The 16,968-nt window shown below is 46.9% G+C and carries 14 protein-coding genes; 4 read left to right on the top strand and 10 right to left on the bottom strand.

What is annotated here, in order from left to right; all coding sequences use genetic code 11:
- Nucleotides 1-11 precede the first annotated feature (11 nt).
- The 7 genes from ACT6NU_RS11635 to ACT6NU_RS11605 all read right to left on the bottom strand — a co-directional run bounded on the left by ACT6NU_RS11635 (nucleotide 12) and on the right by ACT6NU_RS11605 (nucleotide 11,878).
- Complete coding sequence (locus ACT6NU_RS11635; protein WP_445383859.1) at nucleotides 12-1,358, bottom strand: MFS transporter; 1,347 nt, start codon at nucleotides 1,356-1,358, stop codon at nucleotides 12-14.
- Between the two features lie 59 nt (nucleotides 1,359-1,417).
- A complete protein-coding gene (locus ACT6NU_RS11630; protein WP_445381842.1) occupies nucleotides 1,418-2,227 on the bottom strand; it encodes a M48 family metallopeptidase in 810 nt (269 codons plus the stop codon).
- A 38-nt stretch (nucleotides 2,228-2,265) separates the two neighbouring features.
- The gene (locus ACT6NU_RS11625; RefSeq protein ID WP_445381841.1) at nucleotides 2,266-4,665 is read right to left on the bottom strand and encodes a glycoside hydrolase family 31 protein; all 2,400 of its coding nucleotides are present in this window, start codon (nucleotides 4,663-4,665) and stop codon (nucleotides 2,266-2,268) included.
- A 99-nt stretch (nucleotides 4,666-4,764) separates the two neighbouring features.
- The gene (gene glgB, locus ACT6NU_RS11620) at nucleotides 4,765-6,660 is read right to left on the bottom strand and encodes a 1,4-alpha-glucan branching protein GlgB (protein ID WP_445381840.1); all 1,896 of its coding nucleotides are present in this window, start codon (nucleotides 6,658-6,660) and stop codon (nucleotides 4,765-4,767) included.
- Nucleotides 6,661-6,673: 13 nt separating this feature from the next.
- Entirely contained in the window at nucleotides 6,674-8,302 is a 1,629-nt protein-coding gene (locus tag ACT6NU_RS11615) for a maltokinase N-terminal cap-like domain-containing protein (RefSeq protein ID WP_445381839.1), read from the bottom strand.
- Between the two features lie 6 nt (nucleotides 8,303-8,308).
- Nucleotides 8,309-10,246, bottom strand: a complete 1,938-nt coding sequence (locus tag ACT6NU_RS11610; protein ID WP_445381838.1) for an alpha-1,4-glucan--maltose-1-phosphate maltosyltransferase — start codon at nucleotides 10,244-10,246, stop codon at nucleotides 8,309-8,311.
- 114 nt (nucleotides 10,247-10,360) lie between these two features.
- On the bottom strand, nucleotides 10,361-11,878 hold the full coding sequence (locus ACT6NU_RS11605; protein WP_445381837.1) for an MFS transporter: 1,518 nt from the start codon (nucleotides 11,876-11,878) through the stop codon (nucleotides 10,361-10,363).
- Nucleotides 11,879-12,124: 246 nt separating this feature from the next.
- On the opposite strand from ACT6NU_RS11605, the gene ACT6NU_RS11600 reads away from it, so the two are divergent.
- From ACT6NU_RS11600 to ACT6NU_RS11585, 4 genes are all read left to right on the top strand, one after another.
- A complete protein-coding gene (locus tag ACT6NU_RS11600; RefSeq protein WP_445381836.1) occupies nucleotides 12,125-12,694 on the top strand; it encodes a collagen-like protein in 570 nt (189 codons plus the stop codon).
- A 117-nt stretch (nucleotides 12,695-12,811) separates the two neighbouring features.
- The gene (msrB, locus tag ACT6NU_RS11595; RefSeq protein WP_445381835.1) at nucleotides 12,812-13,312 is read left to right on the top strand and encodes a peptide-methionine (R)-S-oxide reductase MsrB; all 501 of its coding nucleotides are present in this window, start codon (nucleotides 12,812-12,814) and stop codon (nucleotides 13,310-13,312) included.
- 130 nt (nucleotides 13,313-13,442) lie between these two features.
- Nucleotides 13,443-14,834 (top strand): dihydrolipoyl dehydrogenase, encoded by a 1,392-nt coding sequence (gene lpdA / locus ACT6NU_RS11590; protein ID WP_445381834.1) that lies wholly within the window; start codon nucleotides 13,443-13,445, stop codon nucleotides 14,832-14,834.
- 20 nt (nucleotides 14,835-14,854) lie between these two features.
- Nucleotides 14,855-15,139 carry a DUF3817 domain-containing protein gene (locus ACT6NU_RS11585; RefSeq protein ID WP_445381833.1) on the top strand — a complete coding sequence of 95 codons (285 nt, stop codon included), beginning with the start codon at nucleotides 14,855-14,857 and terminating at the stop codon, nucleotides 15,137-15,139.
- On the opposite strand, the gene aroQ is transcribed toward ACT6NU_RS11585, so the two are convergent.
- From aroQ to ACT6NU_RS11570, 3 genes are all read right to left on the bottom strand, one after another.
- Nucleotides 15,132-15,548, bottom strand: a complete 417-nt coding sequence (gene aroQ, locus ACT6NU_RS11580; RefSeq protein ID WP_445381832.1) for a type II 3-dehydroquinate dehydratase — start codon at nucleotides 15,546-15,548, stop codon at nucleotides 15,132-15,134. The genes ACT6NU_RS11585 and aroQ overlap by 8 nt on opposite strands.
- A gap of 126 nt (nucleotides 15,549-15,674) precedes the next feature.
- Nucleotides 15,675-16,205 carry a hypothetical protein gene (locus tag ACT6NU_RS11575; protein ID WP_445381831.1) on the bottom strand — a complete coding sequence of 177 codons (531 nt, stop codon included), beginning with the start codon at nucleotides 16,203-16,205 and terminating at the stop codon, nucleotides 15,675-15,677.
- 163 nt (nucleotides 16,206-16,368) lie between these two features.
- Nucleotides 16,369-16,863 carry an outer membrane beta-barrel protein gene (locus ACT6NU_RS11570; protein ID WP_445381830.1) on the bottom strand — a complete coding sequence of 165 codons (495 nt, stop codon included), beginning with the start codon at nucleotides 16,861-16,863 and terminating at the stop codon, nucleotides 16,369-16,371.
- Nucleotides 16,864-16,968 lie beyond the last annotated feature (105 nt).

Below are 16,968 nucleotides of genomic sequence, written 5' to 3'. Positions count from 1 at the left end.
CTCCGGGTTTTTTATTCAGCAGCATCGGGGGTCTTTTCATTCAGCCGTGGAACTCTGGAAAGCAGGAAAATCCCCAGTAAAAAGAAGATCCCAAGGAAAATGGTAGCATTGCGCATACTTCCGGTATACTGGGCTACAAAGCCGTATAAGAAAGTGCCGATTACTATCCCTATTTTCTCGGCAACATCGTAAAAGCTGAAAAAGGAGGTAGTGTCTTTGGTTTGGGGCAGGAATTTTGAATAGGTAGACCTGGAAAGGGCCTGTATACCCCCCATGACCAGCCCAACAAAGCCGGCAGCTATATAAAAATCCAGGGGGCTTTTAACGAAATACGCATAGATACATATAAAAACCCAGAGAAGATTGATGATCAGAAGGGTTTTGATATTTCCCATTCTACCCGAAACACGGGCTGTAAAGGTTGCCCCGGCTATGGCTACCAGTTGGATAACCAGTATACTGACGATCAAGCCTGTGGTGCGTTCCGAGTCAGTTCCCCAGGCTATTTCCTCTTCACCAAAATAGGCTGCAATCAACATTACGGTTTGCACGGCCATGCTGTAAACAAAAAAGGCCGCCAGATAGCGCTTGAGCCTCAAAATGGATCCGAGTTGCTGCCAGACGCTTCTTAGTTCCCGAAAGCCATTGAGGATGATATGCTCCTTTTTCCCTGCTTTTTTATAGCCCCTGGGCAGGTGGTAAAAGGTATACTGACTAAAGAGGATCCACCAAATCCCCACAGATACAAAGGAGTATTTCATCGCCAGGATTTCGGCTGCTTCCCCACCCCGGCTGCTGATTCCAAAAAGACCGGGCTTCAAGACCATTGCGAGGTTCAATAATAAAAGGAGGACGCTGCCGATATAACCAAGGGAAAAGCCTTTGGCACTGATGCGGTCTTGCTGTTCGGGAAAGGCAATATCGGGCAGGTAGGAATTGTTGATGGCGAAACTAACCCAGAAGCCCACCAGGCCAAAAAAATAGGCTACCAGTCCGAAGTAGATGTTTTCCAGTGAAAACCAGTAAAGCCCGATACAGGAAATACCTCCCAAATAGCAAAAGAACTGCATAAATACCTTTTTGTTACCGAGGTAATCCGCTATTCCGGAGATCAGCGGAGTAAGCAGGGCGATAAAAACAAAGGCAATGGAAGTGACATAACTGATCAGCGGGGCACGCGCAATTTCCCCTCCAAAAACCATTACTTTCTCTATCCCGGCAATCCTGAAAAGGGCCCCGTAGTAGATTGGGAAAATTGCGGAGGCGATTACCAGGCTATATACAGAATTAGCCCAGTCATAAAAGGCCCAGGCATTTAAAAGCTTTTTACTCCCCTTTAGTGCAATAATTTTAGACATAAAAAACCATTCGGCTAAGAATGGTTTCAAGATACAATAATAAAATTGGCGCTGCTGCCTTATTGAAAGGTGGTAACGCCAAACTTGCGGGCTTCCTGTTTGGCCGCCGGCGCCCACTGCGTAAGATTATTGATACGGGTATCATTGGAGGGATGCGTGCTTAAAAATTCCGGAGGCGCCTGATTTCCACTGTTCGCTTTCATACGCTTCCACAACTCTGCGGCCTCGTCCGGATTATACCCGGCAATTGCCATAATCTGCAGGCCAATACGGTCTGCTTCTGTTTCATGGCTGCGACTGAAAGGGAGCATCCCCCCTACCGTAGTCCCTATCCCATAGGCATTGTTGAAAATATTCAGGGTTTGCTCATCCTTGATGGCTACATTCCCGATAACTGCCCCGGCCTGTTGCAGGGTACCGGCACTCATCCGCTGGGCCCCGTGATCTGCCAGGGCATGCGCAACCTCGTGCCCCATAACAACTGCGACCCCAGTTTCTCCCTGACAAATGGGTAAAATCCCGGTATAGAAAACGATTTTGCCCCCGGGCATGCACCAGGCGTTGACCATCTCATCAGATACCAGGTTATATTCCCATTTATAATCCTTCAGGTAGCCGGGGTAGCCGTTAGCTGTTAACCATCTTTCCGCTGCAGTGGAAATGCGCTGGCCTACCTTGGTAATCATCTCAGCTTCTGAGGTCCCCTTTACCACCTTATTTTCTTCAAGGAACTGGTTATACTGCGCAAAGGCAGTTGGGAAAATCTGGTTATTTGGATAAAAATTGAGCGTGCTTTTACCTGTAAATGGATTGGTTTTACAAGCCGATATGACTAATAAAAACAAAATCAGGCCAACTACTTTTTTCATAATAACTTCTTTTTCAGAGAATTAAAAATACAAAAATTTTACTTCCCAATAATTTGAAGCTGGGTGAAATTCTTGCTGATTTCGATGGTGTTATCCCCGTTGAGGCGAACATCTTTGAGGTTTACTTTTTCATTATCCACCAGGACCTTATCAATCCTGAATGGAAGACCAATTAGATTTACCTTGAAGTTCTCGTAAGTGGTGATAAAATCCCCATCCTTAAACTGCTGGATAATGATCTCTTTCTCCTTTCCCTGGAACTTAAAATTCCTGAGGCTAAAGCCCCCTTTTTTATAATCGTAGCCGTCCTGATCATCTTCATAAATGGTAGACTGCTCGGTTCCCATTTTGTAATATACATTCAGGGTAAGCTGCTCAATCTTCAATTCTCCCACATACTGCTGCACGGGATATTTCGGGATGATGGCGCCCTCCTTTATAAAGAGCGGAATCTTGTCAATATCGGCAACCACCCATTTCTCAGAGCCTCCTTCTACGATTTCCCCGGTCCAGTAGTTGTGCCATTTCCCTCTGGGCAGATACATTCTGCGACCTTTGGCGTTTGGTTCCTGAATGGGACAGACCAGGATTTGTTCTCCAAACATAAACTCATCCGTTCTGAAATGGGTCTGTTGGTCTTCCTGATCATAGTATACCAATGATTTGATCATGGGAACCCCCTCTTTGGCGTATTTCCAGAACATGGTGTACAAATACGGCAATAACTGATACCTCAGCTCAATAAATTTACGGACGATACCGGTAACTTCCTCATCAAAGGACCAGGGTTCCTGGTCTCCGTGGTCTCCGCTGGAATGCACCCTGCAAAATGGGTGGAATACGCCCAGCTGTATCCAGCGTGCAAATAACTCCCCATTGGGTTGTTCCGCGAAGCCTCCAATATCGGTACCCACAAAAGAATATCCGCTTAGGCACATTCGCTGTACCTGTACATTGGCAATCCACAAGTGTTCCCAGGTAGCTACATTATCCCCGGTCCAGGTGCAGGAATACCGCTGTGTACCGGAATAGGCCGCACGGGTAATCACAAATGGCCTTTTAGGGAAAACATATTTCTTGACCCCTTCATAGGTGGCACGTACCATCTGCATCCCATAAATATTATGTGCCTTTCGATGGCTGCAGGGGTGCCCGTCATAATCGTGTCTCACATCCAGAGGGGCCGTTTTGGAAGGCACCTCCATTACCGCCGGCTCATTCATATCGTTCCAGACTGCATGCACTCCTGAATCCTTGATCAGGCCCTTATACAGATCTGCCCACCAGGCCCGGACTTCCGGATTGGTGTAATCGGGAAAACTACAGGGGCCCGGCCATACCTTGCCCTGCATGATGGGCCCGTCTGCCCTTTTACAGAAATAATCGTTTTCCAAAGCTTCATTGTAAACCCAGTAATCCCGGTCTACCTTGATCCCAGGGTCAATCATGACCACGGTTTTAAAGCCGTCCTTTTCCAGCTCCCCAATCATTTTCTTTGGGTCTGGAAACCGCTTATTATCCCAGGTAAAGCAGCGAAATCCATCCATGTAATCGATATCCAGATAAATGGCATCACAGGGGATTTTAAGCTTGCGAAATTTGCGGGCCAGTTCCTTTACTCGTTTTTCAGGATAGTAACTCCATTTAGACTGGTGATAGCCCAATGCCCATAGTGGCGGAAGTTCCGGAGTCCCGGTCAGGTCTGTATAGGCCCGCACCACGCGTTCCATTTCCGGACCGTAGAAAAAATAGTAATTCATCTCCCCTCCGTCTGCCCAGAAACTGGTGATATTCCGGCGTTCATGGGAAAAGTCAAAATGCGTACGGAAGGTATTGTCGAAAAAGATCCCATACGAAATATTCTGGTGCAGCCCTATAAAGAAAGGAACCGCCTTGTAGAGGGGCTCCTGGTCTTTGCCATAGGCGTACTGATCAGTTACCCAATTGTTGACACGTTTTCCTTTGAGGTTGGTATGCATGGCCTTGTCCCCCATCCCGTAGAAACTTTCAGAGGCCTGGGTAATCTTGCTCATCTTTACCGTATTCCCACCATAGGTGTAGTTCTCCTCCCAGTGAAAACCGAGTTCGTCCTCATTGATAATATTCCCTTCCAGGTCCGAAATCTGTACCCTGAAATTTTTCTTATCGATCAGCACCTTTAATTTGGAGGTGTAAATCAGGTATTCGGTATCCGTTTCTTCATCTCGTAAATCGCTATACCCACGGCTGTGGTCAGGGTCGATGGCATAAGAAAAGTCCGGCTCGAAAACATGCTCAGTGGCATATCTGAATCTTAAAACACTATTGCGGATGACCGTTACCTCAAGGATAACGCCATTTTCAGAAGTGTAGTAAAATTTATTGGAATCTTTATGGGTTTCTATTATGTGGTTGGGATATAAATTGCCTTTATACTCCAGTTCAGTATTCGTAATCATAGTTGGTTACTTTTTAACCTCGCAAAAGAAAGACATTCGGGGCAGAAATTGAAATCCACCCGCCTCCAAATATAAACTACAACGATTGCGGTTGTGATTTTATCTGAAAACTACTACTCCAAGGGGCGGGAGATTCACTTCGATGGATCTCTCATATCCGTGCCAGGGGGTTTTACTGACCGAAGCAGTAGTATTTTCCATCCCGCTGCCTCCGTATTTTTTAGCATCACTATTAAAGATTTCTTTTAACTGACGGGTTTTAGGCACCCCAATCCTGTAATTTTCACGAGGAACGGGAGTAAAGTTGCAGGCTATGATAAGATCGTCCTTTTTGGCGTTCCCCTTGCGGATATAGGTCAAAACAGAATTTTCGGCATCCCCGTAATCTATCCACTGAAAGCCTTCCGGGCTGAATTGTTTCTCATAAAGGGCCGGATACTCCCTATACAGGCTATTCAGGTCTTTTATAAGCTGCTGCACTCCAATATGGAAATCGTATTGCAGCAAGTGCCAGTCCAGGCTTTGCTGGAAGTTCCATTCGGATGACTGTCCGAATTCGCCCCCCATAAAGATCAGGTTGGCTCCGGGGTGCGTAAACATATAACCAAAAAGCAGCCTGAGGTTGGCAAAACGCTGCCATTCATCTCCGGGCATCCGATACAACAACGATTGCTTTCCGTAAACCACCTCATCATGCGAAAACGGAAGCATAAAGTTTTCCGTAAAGGCGTAGGTCATACTAAAGGTTAGGTCGTTCTGGTGGTGTCTTCGGTAAACGGGTTCTTTTTTAAAGTACTCCAGGGTATCGTGCATCCACCCCATCATCCATTTCATGCCAAACCCGAGTCCGCCTATGCTGACCGGCTTGGAAACCATTGAAAAAGAAGTGGATTCTTCGGCTATGGTCTGTACCCCGGGGTAATTCCCGTAAACTTCGGTATTGAGCTCCCGGATAAAAGAAATGGCCTCCAGGTTTTCATTATTGCCATAAATATTGGGTTCCCACTCGCCTTCTTCTCTTGAATAATCGAGGTAGAGCATGGATGCCACTGCATCCACCCGCAGGCCGTCTATATGGTACTGGTCCAACCAGAATAGCGCGTTGCTGATCAGGAAAGCGCGTACTTCGTTACGCCCGTAATTAAAAATGAGGCTTTTCCAGTCAGGATGGTACCCGCGGCGCCTATCGGGGTGTTCGTACAGGTGAGAGCCATCAAAATTACCCAGGCCATGGGCATCTTCAGGAAAATGCGAAGGAACCCAGTCCAGGATGACTCCTATTCCGTTCTGGTGCAGCGCATCTACCAGGAGCATGAAATCTTCAGGCTTCCCGAAGCGGGAGGTTGGGGCGAAATAACCTGTTAACTGGTACCCCCAGGAAGGATCATAGGGGTACTCCATGATGGGCATAAACTCAACATGGGTAAAATTCATTTCCTTTACATAGGCAACCAGGTCTTCCGCCAGTTCTGCGTAGGAAAGGAACTTATTATCCTTGGTGCGTTTCCAGGAGCCCAGATGTACCTCATAGACAGAATAGGGCCTGTCCAGGGCGTTGTGCTCCGCTCGCGTTTCCATCCAGCTGGAATCTTTCCATTTATGTTTTGGATTCCAGACAACAGAAGCCGTTTTGGGTGGTGATTCACACAATCGGGCAAAGGGATCTGCCTTTTCGGTCTTTACATCGTGATTGTGCGAGTGGATTTTATACTTGTAAAGGGTACCCTGTTCCAGGCCGGGAATGAACCCCTCCCATATCCCACTGGCATCCCAGCGGACATTTAAGGGATGCTCCCCTTCCAGCCAGTAATTGAAGTCTCCCACAACGGAAACAGCCTTGGCCGTAGGTGCCCAAACCGCAAAGTAGACGCCTTTAACTCCATCTACTTCAATTTGGTGGGAACCCAGTTTCTCATAAAGCCTGAAATGTTTTCCGGACTTAAATAATTCAATATCAAAATCTGAAAATAAACTATGCGGGACTACTTTACCCATAATATTTATTTGTTTAGTCGTTTATAATACTTCGGATTCCCTCCAGGGGAATCACCGCCCAGCTTGGACGTGAATTCATTTCGTACCCCAATTCATAAACCGCCTTTTCCAGCATACAGTACTTTAGTAAAAATATACGCTCGGCACTGTAGCCGATGTTTAGGTTGTGTTCTTGAATGAGTTGTACATAGTTTTCCAGGAAGACCCCTATAAAATATCGGTACAGGATCTCACCGGCCTTAAACAAAGATTCCTGGGGAAAAGGGTATTTATCCGGGTTGTTGAATATTGTTGCATAAATGGCATAATGGAAGGAGCGGAACATCCCGGCAATATCTTTTAGCGGGGGCTGCTTTACCTTGCGGTCCCGGATCGTGCTCTCCGGCTCGCCCTCAAAGTCCAGCAGGTAAAAATCGTCTCCCTGAACCAAAACCTGCCCGAGGTGGTAATCCCCATGAACGCGGATACGTTCCCCCTTTAACTTGGTCCAGTCAAAATTAACAAAGCGCTTCCGTATCTCGTTTTTACGTTCCAGAAACTCCTTGGCCAATTCCAAAGATAGCCCTTCCAGCCGACTTAGTTTGTTTTCAACCATATTCAGGCGGTTCTGGAACTGGTACAACAAGCGGTTCTTGAGCCATACCTCATAGTCCCCGTTAAAATGTGTGGGCGTAAAGGCAGTATCTTCAAACTCAGATCCCAGCGCAATGTGCATTTCTGCGGTCCGCTGGGCAAGTTTCTGTAACCTCAGGAAAACCTTAAGGCCTGCCCAGTCTATAATTTCAGGGGGCACGTCCCGGATTTTCAGCCGTTCAAACAGGGGGATATCCGGCAAACGTTCAATTCGGATACCCTTGTATTCGAGGTTGCTGAATACCTTGTGCAATTCCTTGAGCAGGTAGTCCCAGGCATCTCCCTGATTGGGTACCAGCTCCTGCATTAAGGCTATGGTTATATTGGCATTATCCGTATCCATAATACTCAGGCTGCCCTGATAGGCCGGGGTATTCTTAAACCCTTTACGTTCCGAAAGAAAGCGGCTCATCTCATAATCCGGGTTCTTGTCTGCATAAATCCGTCGAAAAAATTTGATGACTGATTTCCCATTGATGATTATGGAAGTATTGCTTTGTTCCAGCCCCATAAACTTGGAACTTTCGTATTCCGTAGCCTTAAATTCAACGCTTTTGTGATAGCGCACCCGGGTAGTGTCATTGGGTTCGGCGCTCAGGATACGTTCGTACACCAATTTCCGGAAAGCTTCCAGGTTTACCGCATCGATAATATAGCCCTCCTGTCCTTTAATGCTCACCGGGAGGATACGGTCTTTTTCTGCAAAATTTTCATCGGAAACAAAGGCGATCGGCAAAAAATAGTGCTGGTAAAAAGCTTCTTCAAAATTGACTTCCAGCAACAAGCCGTAATAGACCTCTTCCCGCTGTTGAATCCGGAAATACTCCTGAAGTTCAATATACTTAAGGGTACTGGACTTTCCGCCGTACCACCGCTGTTTCTGAACATACTGCTCCAGGACCTCAGAGAGGAAAACTTTCATAAAACTGCCATCGTCCAGGAGTTGTTCCCAGGGAACATCAAAACTGTAATGGTTTTTCTTTTTGGTATCTGATTCCGTCTTTGACATAATCTTTTAGCGCCTGATATGAAATATATGAAAGGGTAAATTGGGCTGGAGTTCGATAAAATTCCATTCTAATCCCCATTTGTAAGTGGTTTGTGTCAGTAAATCGTGAAATTCAAGAGGAGTGCCCTCCTTTACCCCCATAACCTCAAGGGGGAGTTGGACATACCCCTGCTGTAGGTGGTGGGCATCCAGACTAACTACAATGAGCAGTTCATCCTTTCGTTCTTCATCCCATTTATAAAAAGCAAGCAACTGCTCGTTTTCGATTCTGCAGAAATGAATATTATTGGTTTGTTGCAAAGCCGGGTGGTCTTTTCGGATTTGGTTGAGTTTGGTGATCAGGTGAATCAACTTATTCTTTACATTCCAATCCCAGTGTTTGATCTCGTATTTTTCCGAATTCAGGTATTCTTCTTTGCCCGGATAGGGCTCGGTAACCATATACTCGAATACAGGACCGTAAATACCCAGATTTCCGCAAAGGGTGGCGGCCAGACCATAACGTATAATATGCATGGATTCGTTAGCTCCCTGCAGGTGGTAGGGATTGATATCGGGGGTGTTTGGCCAGAAATTGGGGCGGTAATACTCCCGCATATCTGTCTGGGTCAGCTCAATCATATAATCGATGAGTTCCTGCTTGTGTACCCGCCAGGTAAAATAGGTATAGGATTGTGAGAAACCCTGCTTGGCCAGTTGTTGCATGATACGCGGGCGGGAAAAGGCCTCCGCGAGGAATAATACATCTGGATGTTTCTTTTTGACCTCGCCGATTAGCCAGTTCCAGAAATAATACGGTTTTGTGTGGGGGTTGTCTACCCTGAATATCCGTACCCCGAATCCTACCCATTTCAGGGTTACTTCAAGCAATTCCTGCCACAGGGCTTCATAAGCCTCGGATTCAAAATAAAAGTTGACGATATCCTGGTATTTTTTGGGTGGATTTTCGGCATACTGCATGGTCCCGTCCGGCCTTTTGCGAAACCACTCCGGATGTTCGCTAATATAAGGGTGGTCCGGGGCTGCCTGGAAAGCCAGGTCCATTGCAATTTCCAAACCTGAATCGTTCGCCTTGCTTATCAAGGTCCTGAAGTCCTCCTCTGTTCCCAGTTCAGGGTGTAATTCCCGGTGTCCTCCAAATCGCGACCCGATTGCCCAGGGAACTCCGGAATCTCCTTCCTTAGCCTCCGTGGTATTATTTTTTCCTTTCCTGTTTTTCTCACCAATCGGATGCACAGGTGGAAAATAAAGGGTATCAAAACCCATCTCTGCGATCCTGGGGAGCAGGCGTTCGCAGTCTTTAAATGTTCCATGTTTTCCGGGTTCTTCCGAGGCCGATCTTGGAAAAAATTCATACCAGGTACTGAAAGCCGCCTGTTTGCGGTCTACATATACCTGCAGTTCTTTTGAAGTATTGGCAAGCCTTCGCTGCGGAAAATCCAGGAAGAGCTGGTGCAATCGATCCGAAACGGCCCCTTCCACGGCCGGAACGTACAAATCCGGTTCCTGAAAATACTGAATCAATTCCTCTACATAGGCCTGGTCTGAAGTGCCAGCCTCCCCCAACAAATATTCCAGGTATTGCACGCCGTCCAGCAATTCTGATTTCACATGCTGCCCATCCTTGATTTTAGCCTCAATACCGTGCTGCCAGTTCAGGGCATAGTCTACCCAGCCACGAATCTTATAAGCGTAAAAACCCTGCTTCTCTACCCGGAAATCGGCCCGGTACCGGTCATTCTCCAGTGGATGCATGCGCTGTGTCCGCCACTGTTTCTGGGCCTCGTGCTTGTACATGACCTCTGCCTGCATCACATCGTGCCCATCGGGTAACACATCTGCTTCCACCACTACTTTCTCACCGATTACCCGTTTAATAAAAAACCTGCCACACTCCAGTTGTGGAGTGATGGCATCAATAACAACCCTTTCTTGTCTTAACATGTCAAATTCTTGCTGTACTTCTTAAATGTAATTATTTATTACTGTTTCCTAAAATAATCAATAGCCGGACACCGCCCGCAACCAATCTTTAAAATACTATACTTTCCTGGTGCCTCAACCCACTTCACTTTCCGAAATGCCGGCCGTATCGTGAACTCTCAGGGTAAGCAGGCCTGCAAGTAGCATGGAGCAACCGCCAACTATCAGGGCATAAATCGGTTCTCCCCCAAACAATGCACTGACCAGAAAACCCAGAATGGTAGCTGCCACCATCTGTGGAATCACGATAAAGAAATTAAAAACGCCCATATAGTATCCCATTTTCTTGGGAGGCAGCGCCCCGGAAAGCATGGCATAGGGCACCGAAAGGATGCTGGCCCATGCTATGCCCACCCCAATCATCGAAACCAACAGCCAGTCCGGGTCGGAAATAAAGTAAATGGATATCAGTCCGGCCCCGCCCAGGCTGAGGGCAATCAGGTGGGTAAGTTTCCGGCTGGTCATTTTAGCCAGCACCGGCAATAAAAAAGCCACCAGGGCCGCAACCCCATTATATAGCCCAAAAAGAACCGTAACCCAGTCTGCACCATCATTGTAAAGTTGGGAGGCTGTGTCATTGGTTCCGTAAATATGACCTGTAACTGCCTGGGTGGTATAAATCCACATTGAAAACAAAGCAAACCATGAAAAAAACTGCACATAGGCCAGTTTTTTCATGGTGCCTGGCATATATAAAAGATCCGTCATGATAATGACGAACCCGGTACGCCCCTTCAATCTGCGGGCAACCGATGCGATCAGGAACAGACAACCCACTACAAATACGCCAATAGTTAGGATGTATAATTCTTTCTGCAGCTTGTAATAATAGGGTAATAGCGTGGTAAGGAAACCCAGTGACATAAAAATCAGTCCGAATCTGCGAAGCTTGTCAATGCGGTGGGCGTTTTCTTCCGGGGTAATTTCCGGTGCCTCATGCGACTTGTTTTCTTCAAAGGCTTCCAATTCTTCCGGGCTGTATTCCTTGGACCGGATCACTGTCCAGAGCACTGCACTGAAAAAAACAATAGCCCCAACATAGAAAGACCATTTCACCGAATCCGGGATAACGCCCTCCGGGGCTGTATTGCTGATCCCCAACCAATTGGTAAAAACATATGGCATTACAGAGCCTACTACAGCTCCCACCCCAATAAAAAAACTCTGCATGGCAAAACCCAGCGTCCGCTGGTCTGATGGAAGGTTATCTCCCACAAAAGCCCTGAAAGGTTCCATGGAAACATTGATGGAGGCATCCATTATCCATAACATCCCGGCTGCGACCCAAAGTGCCGGGGAATTGGGCATGATGCACAGTGCGATAGATGCAAGAACAGCACCGACAAGGAAATACGGACGGCGCCGCCCCAGGCGGGTCCAGGTCCTGTCACTGAAATATCCGATAATGGGCTGGACAATTAGGCCGGTAACCGGAGCAGCAATCCAGAGGATAGGGATGTTGTCCACCTCGGCTCCCAGGGTTTCAAAAATCCGGGATGTGTTGGCATTCTGAAGCGCAAATCCAAATTGAATCCCCAGAAACCCGAAGCTCATGTTCCAGATTTCCCAAAAGCCCAGCTTTCTTTTTTTCATGTTGTCTGGTTTGGTCAGCCGCAGAAAGGCAAAGGTTTTCCAACACCTTGCAGCCCCTAAATATAGCATATTTTTTGAGGATTGAAGGCCATGATGGCCTCCCGGAACCAGGGTTTCGATCACTGTAATAATTTAACGATTAGCGACCGGAGGAAGCCTTACAATTATTTTTTGGAACGCTTTTTGATCCTGTCAATAAAAATAAATAGTCCATTCGTGGTATTCATACCCTTAAAAACCATTCTTATGAAAAAATTCAGTTTATTATCCGCAATGATTATTGCCTTTTTCAGTCTTTCCTGTGAAGGGCCTGTAGGACCTCCCGGCTTTGATGGCCTTGACGGCCTTGACGGCTTGGACGGGGTCAACATCCTCGGTACGGTTTACGACATTACCGGAGACTTTACCCCTGGAAATGAATATTCCCTCTTCTCCGAATTTTCACTGGATGCCCCGGGCCTTGAAGTATTTGAGACCGATGTAGTTCTGGTGTATATATTGTGGGACCAGATCCCGGATGCCCAGGGAGGTGCACCCATTGATATCTGGAGGCTACTGCCGCAGACGCGCCTGCTGGACCAGGGTATTCTGCAGTATAATTACGACCATACCTTCCTGGATGTAAGCATTTTCCTGGAGGCAGATTTTGACCTGGCTACCCTTCCCCCGGGGGATACGGATAACCAGACCTTCCGTATCGCCATCCTGCCTGCCGACGGCATAGGCGCCGCCAAACTGGATGTTTCAAACATGCAGGCGGTTCTGGATTATATGAATGTGCAGGAATCGACCATTCAGAAAGTATATACGGATTAAGCGAATCCGGCATAAAAATCCCCGCCTGCTGGTCGGGGATTTTTTTTTGGCCGTATTTTTGTCAGGAACAAGGGACTATTTCGTCCAAAAGAAAAACTGACAAATTTGAATAATGCTATGAAGAAAATTATGTTAGCCCTGGCGTGCACCTTTATTTTTGGTTGCCAGGGAAATTCCCAGAAGAAAAATGAGGTGGCCAATACGGCGAAAGAGGCCAAAGAGCAGTATGCCGTACAGAAAACGGATGCGGAATGGAAAGCCGAACTTACGGCTATGGAGTATTATATCCTCAGGAAAGCAGGCACCGAAAACCCGGGCAGCAGTGATTTGCTCTACAATAAAGAAGCGGGCACTTATGTTTGTGCAGCCTGCGCTACCCCCCTTTTTAAAAGTGAGCATAAATTTGAATCGGGCACTGGCTGGCCCAGCTTTGACCGTGAAATTGAAGGAAATGTTGCCTACAGTGTGGATACCGCTTATGGTATGACGCGTACTGAAGAACACTGCGCCACCTGTGGCGGGCACCTCGGTCATGTTTTTGATGACGGGCCCGCAGAAACTACCGGAAAAAGGCACTGCATAAACGGTGCGGCCCTGGATTTTATTCCCGAAAAATAATTGGAAAGAATTTGAAAAAGACTGCCCCCGGGCGGTCTTTTTTTTTGAGTGCTATTCTACGGTTTCCAAACTGGGAGCATTCGGAATGGTTTCGTACCTTTGGCACTCAAAATTTGAGAATTAAACCACTATGAGCACCTTTGACGTAATTGTACTGGGAAGCGGCCCGGGAGGCTATGTAACGGCTATCAGGGCATCCCAGCTGGGATTGAAAACAGCTATAATCGAAAAAGAAAGCCTTGGGGGCGTTTGCCTGAACTGGGGGTGTATCCCAACCAAAGCCCTTCTGAAATCAGCCCAGGTATTTGAATACCTTCAGCATGCCGGAGACTATGGACTAAAGGTTGAAGGGGCCGACAAGGATTTCGGAGCAGTTGTTAAACGCAGCCGGTCTGTTGCCGAGGGAATGAGCAAGGGAGTGCAATTCCTGATGAAAAAAAATAAAATTGAGGTTATTGAAGGTTTTGGAACGCTGCAGCCCGGTAAAAAAGTAAGTGTTAAAACTTCAGACGGGAAGGAAACTACCTATAGTGCGTCCCATATAATTATAGCCACAGGGGCCCGTAGCAGGGAACTCCCCAGCCTGCCACAGGACGGAAAGAAAATTATCGGATACCGGGAGGCCATGACTCTTGAGAAGCAACCCGAAAAAATGATTGTGGTGGGTAGCGGTGCCATAGGGATAGAGTTTGCCTATTTCTATAACTCCATGGGGACAGAGGTTACTGTAGTGGAATTCCTCCCCAATGTTGTTCCCGTGGAAGATGAAGAAATATCCAAACAACTCGAGCGCAGTTTCAAGAAGAATGGCGTAAAAATTATGACATCTTCTGAAGTCACAAAAGTGGATACCAGCGGAAAAGGCGTCAAAGCCACTGTAAAGACGTCCAAAGGAGAAGAAGTCCTGGAGGCAGATATCGTGCTTTCAGCAGTGGGCATCAAAACCAATATTGAAAATATAGGCCTGGAAGCGGTTGGGATTGCAACCGACAGGGATAAAATTATTGTGAATGATTATTACCAGACCAATATCCCCGGCTATTATGCAATCGGAGATGTAACACCGGGGCCTGCTCTGGCACACGTGGCTTCCGCAGAAGGGATCCTCTGTGTTGAAAAGATCGCCGGCATGCATGTGGAAGCCCTGGATTACGGGAATATACCCGGATGTACCTACTGTAGCCCGGAGATTGCTTCTGTGGGGCTTACCGAAAAACAAGCACGGGAAAAAGGTTTCGATATCCGGGTGGGAAAATTTCCTTTTTCTGCCAGTGGGAAGGCGAAAGCTTCAGGAAATCCCGATGGGTTTGTAAAAGTGATCTTTGATGCCAAATACGGGGAATGGCTGGGCTGCCATATGATAGGGGCCGGCGTTACCGATATGATAGCCGAGGCTGTGGTGGGTCGCAAGCTGGAAACCACCGGACATGAAATCCTGAAGGCGGTTCACCCGCACCCCACCATGAGTGAGGCGGTTATGGAAGCTGTGGCAGATGCCTATGACGAAGTAATCCACCTGTAAACGGGATATATAAACACCTTATGTTTAAAGTCTTTCGATCGGTAGCCCTGCTGGAAGGGGTATCCTATTTGATGTTATTTGCCCTGAGTATGCCGCTAAAGCACTGGGGCGACATTCCTGAACCCAACCTGTACATCGGCTATGCGCACGGATTTTTATTCCTGGCGTACCTGGCTTTGGCTGTAATGGTCTGGATGGAGCGAAAATGGAAGATAAAGCAGTTGATTATTATGGTCGCCGCAGGCCTCCTGCCTTTCGGGACCTTTTATTTAATCAACCACTATTTCAAATACCGGTTTAAATAAGAAAGCTGCGAATAGCCAGCTCATAGCCCTTCAGGCCGAAACCAAAAATTACCCCAGCTGCTCCCGCAGAAATGTGGGACTGGTGCCGGAAAGCTTCCCGAGCCGCAATGTTGGAGATATGTACTTCCACTACAGGGGTCTCTATGGCCTTTACGGCATCCCCCAGACCCACTGAAGTATGCGTATAGGCTGCTGCGTTCAGGATTATCCCGTCGTAATCAAAACCGACCTCCTGAATTTTCTCAATAAGTTCCCCTTCAATATTGGATTGAAAATATTCCAGCTGTACCTCTTTGAATTTGAACTGCAGCTTACTAAAGAAGTCTTCGAAAGTTTCTGAACCGTAAAGTTCCGGTTCTCGTTTCCCTAAAAGGTTCAGGTTTGGGCCATTTATAATGATCAGTTTCATATACCGGGAGTTCCAAAAAAGGGTCTCAGCCCTTCATTTAAGGGTTAAATGTACAAAGTTCCTGAAAATAAAAGCGGGTCCCTGTGGAACCCGCCTGTAATGTAATGCTGATTTTCTCCTGTAGGATCAGAGGTGTAAAACAAAACCAACCCGGATTTCGAAAATCCCGTCTTCTGAAAAATCATTGTTCAGGCTGAAATTGTAACGTGCCCCCGGTTCTATGCTTACATACTGATTCAGGAAAATAGCATATCCGCCCTGTAAACCGAGCCAGAGTGGGTTTATATCAGAATCCTGAATACTGGCCCCGGTAATGTCTACCTGGAAAGGGATCTGGCTGTTTACGTAATATTTCGCGCCAATCTTATACGAAAATAAGCTGAAACCGTCCAGGTCAGTATACCCCAGGCCAGCCTTTAGCGCAAGGTCATCCTTAATGAAGTACCCCCCCTCAAATCCAAGGGCCCAAATGGTGGTCCCGTCAGAGGTTGATAATCCGAAGCTGGTATTAGCGCCGTTACCTGCAGCGTCTCCAAAACCGGTATTGGCTTCAATGAGCCACTTACCTTCCACAGTTTGCCCCCCGTCTGCATCCTGGGCCAGTACGCTACCCAAAGCACACAATCCGAGAAACACAAAAATTCCAAATTTTTTCATATCTGTTTATTTAAAGGTTTTATTAAAGGTATTACATTGGAAAGAAAAAACGTACAAAAACAATCTGTTTCTGTACCCATAAAAACCCTTTTACACAATCGGCAGGGGATAAAAAAAAGCGAAGGGAAGACCCTTCGCTTTTCTTATGTTCTGTAAGTGTTTGTTACAGGGACAGCATCAGTCCAAGATTCAGGGTATCCCAGCTACCACCATCAAGACTGATTCCGGTATAGGAAAAAGTAAGGCCTAATTTCTCGCTTAAAGAATACCCCACCATTGGGCGGTAGTAAAAACCACCGTCATTTCCGTCACTGATTCCCAAAGCATACCCAAGGTCTGCACCCAGGCTGAAATCTTCACTTACGTGAAAACGTCCTGCAGCCGCTAAAGGCAGGAACTGAACATCTTCGATTTCAATGGATCCGATTTGTGTATCAATGGTTTTCCCAAAGGCATTGGTAAAACCAACAGCTACACCAGCGTCAAGTGACTCAGCGGCAGACCATAAGTAATTGAAGTCTACACCTATACTGAATCCCGAAAAATCCCCGGCATCTCCAATAGGAAGTCCCAGATTAATACCTGCGTTTGCTCCTTCCTGAGCCTGCATGCTAATTCCGGCTACCAGAAAGGCAGCAATAAATAATACTTTTTTCATGTGATTAAATTTTAGTTGAGGCCAAAACTACTCCCAATCCCTATTTCCAGCCATAATAAAGTTGTAAACGGGCCATTCCCTGTGGTAAGAAGGCACAAATCAGTG

It is taken from the genome of Robiginitalea rubriflava (genome assembly GCF_052540725.1).
Note: the sequence above shows the minus strand (reverse complement) of the source record. Positions and strands in the feature narration are given on the sequence as shown.

What these genes read in the sequence shown, in the direction of transcription:
- ACT6NU_RS11635 (WP_445383859.1), bottom strand. Translation starts at nt 1,358, where the DNA reads ATGTCTAAAATTATTGCACTAAAGGGGAGTAAAAAGCTTTTAAATGCC.
- ACT6NU_RS11630 (WP_445381842.1), bottom strand. Translation starts at nt 2,227, where the DNA reads ATGAAAAAAGTAGTTGGCCTGATTTTGTTTTTATTAGTCATATCGGCT.
- ACT6NU_RS11625 (WP_445381841.1), bottom strand. Translation starts at nt 4,665, where the DNA reads ATGATTACGAATACTGAACTGGAGTATAAAGGCAATTTATATCCCAAC.
- glgB (WP_445381840.1), bottom strand. Translation starts at nt 6,660, where the DNA reads ATGGGTAAAGTAGTCCCGCATAGTTTATTTTCAGATTTTGATATTGAA.
- ACT6NU_RS11615 (WP_445381839.1), bottom strand. Translation starts at nt 8,302, where the DNA reads ATGTCAAAGACGGAATCAGATACCAAAAAGAAAAACCATTACAGTTTT.
- ACT6NU_RS11610 (WP_445381838.1), bottom strand. Translation starts at nt 10,246, where the DNA reads ATGTTAAGACAAGAAAGGGTTGTTATTGATGCCATCACTCCACAACTG.
- ACT6NU_RS11605 (WP_445381837.1), bottom strand. Translation starts at nt 11,878, where the DNA reads ATGAAAAAAAGAAAGCTGGGCTTTTGGGAAATCTGGAACATGAGCTTC.
- ACT6NU_RS11600 (WP_445381836.1), top strand. Translation starts at nt 12,125, where the DNA reads ATGAAAAAATTCAGTTTATTATCCGCAATGATTATTGCCTTTTTCAGT.
- msrB (WP_445381835.1), top strand. Translation starts at nt 12,812, where the DNA reads ATGAAGAAAATTATGTTAGCCCTGGCGTGCACCTTTATTTTTGGTTGC.
- lpdA (WP_445381834.1), top strand. Translation starts at nt 13,443, where the DNA reads ATGAGCACCTTTGACGTAATTGTACTGGGAAGCGGCCCGGGAGGCTAT.
- ACT6NU_RS11585 (WP_445381833.1), top strand. Translation starts at nt 14,855, where the DNA reads ATGTTTAAAGTCTTTCGATCGGTAGCCCTGCTGGAAGGGGTATCCTAT.
- aroQ (WP_445381832.1), bottom strand. Translation starts at nt 15,548, where the DNA reads ATGAAACTGATCATTATAAATGGCCCAAACCTGAACCTTTTAGGGAAA.
- ACT6NU_RS11575 (WP_445381831.1), bottom strand. Translation starts at nt 16,205, where the DNA reads ATGAAAAAATTTGGAATTTTTGTGTTTCTCGGATTGTGTGCTTTGGGT.
- ACT6NU_RS11570 (WP_445381830.1), bottom strand. Translation starts at nt 16,863, where the DNA reads ATGAAAAAAGTATTATTTATTGCTGCCTTTCTGGTAGCCGGAATTAGC.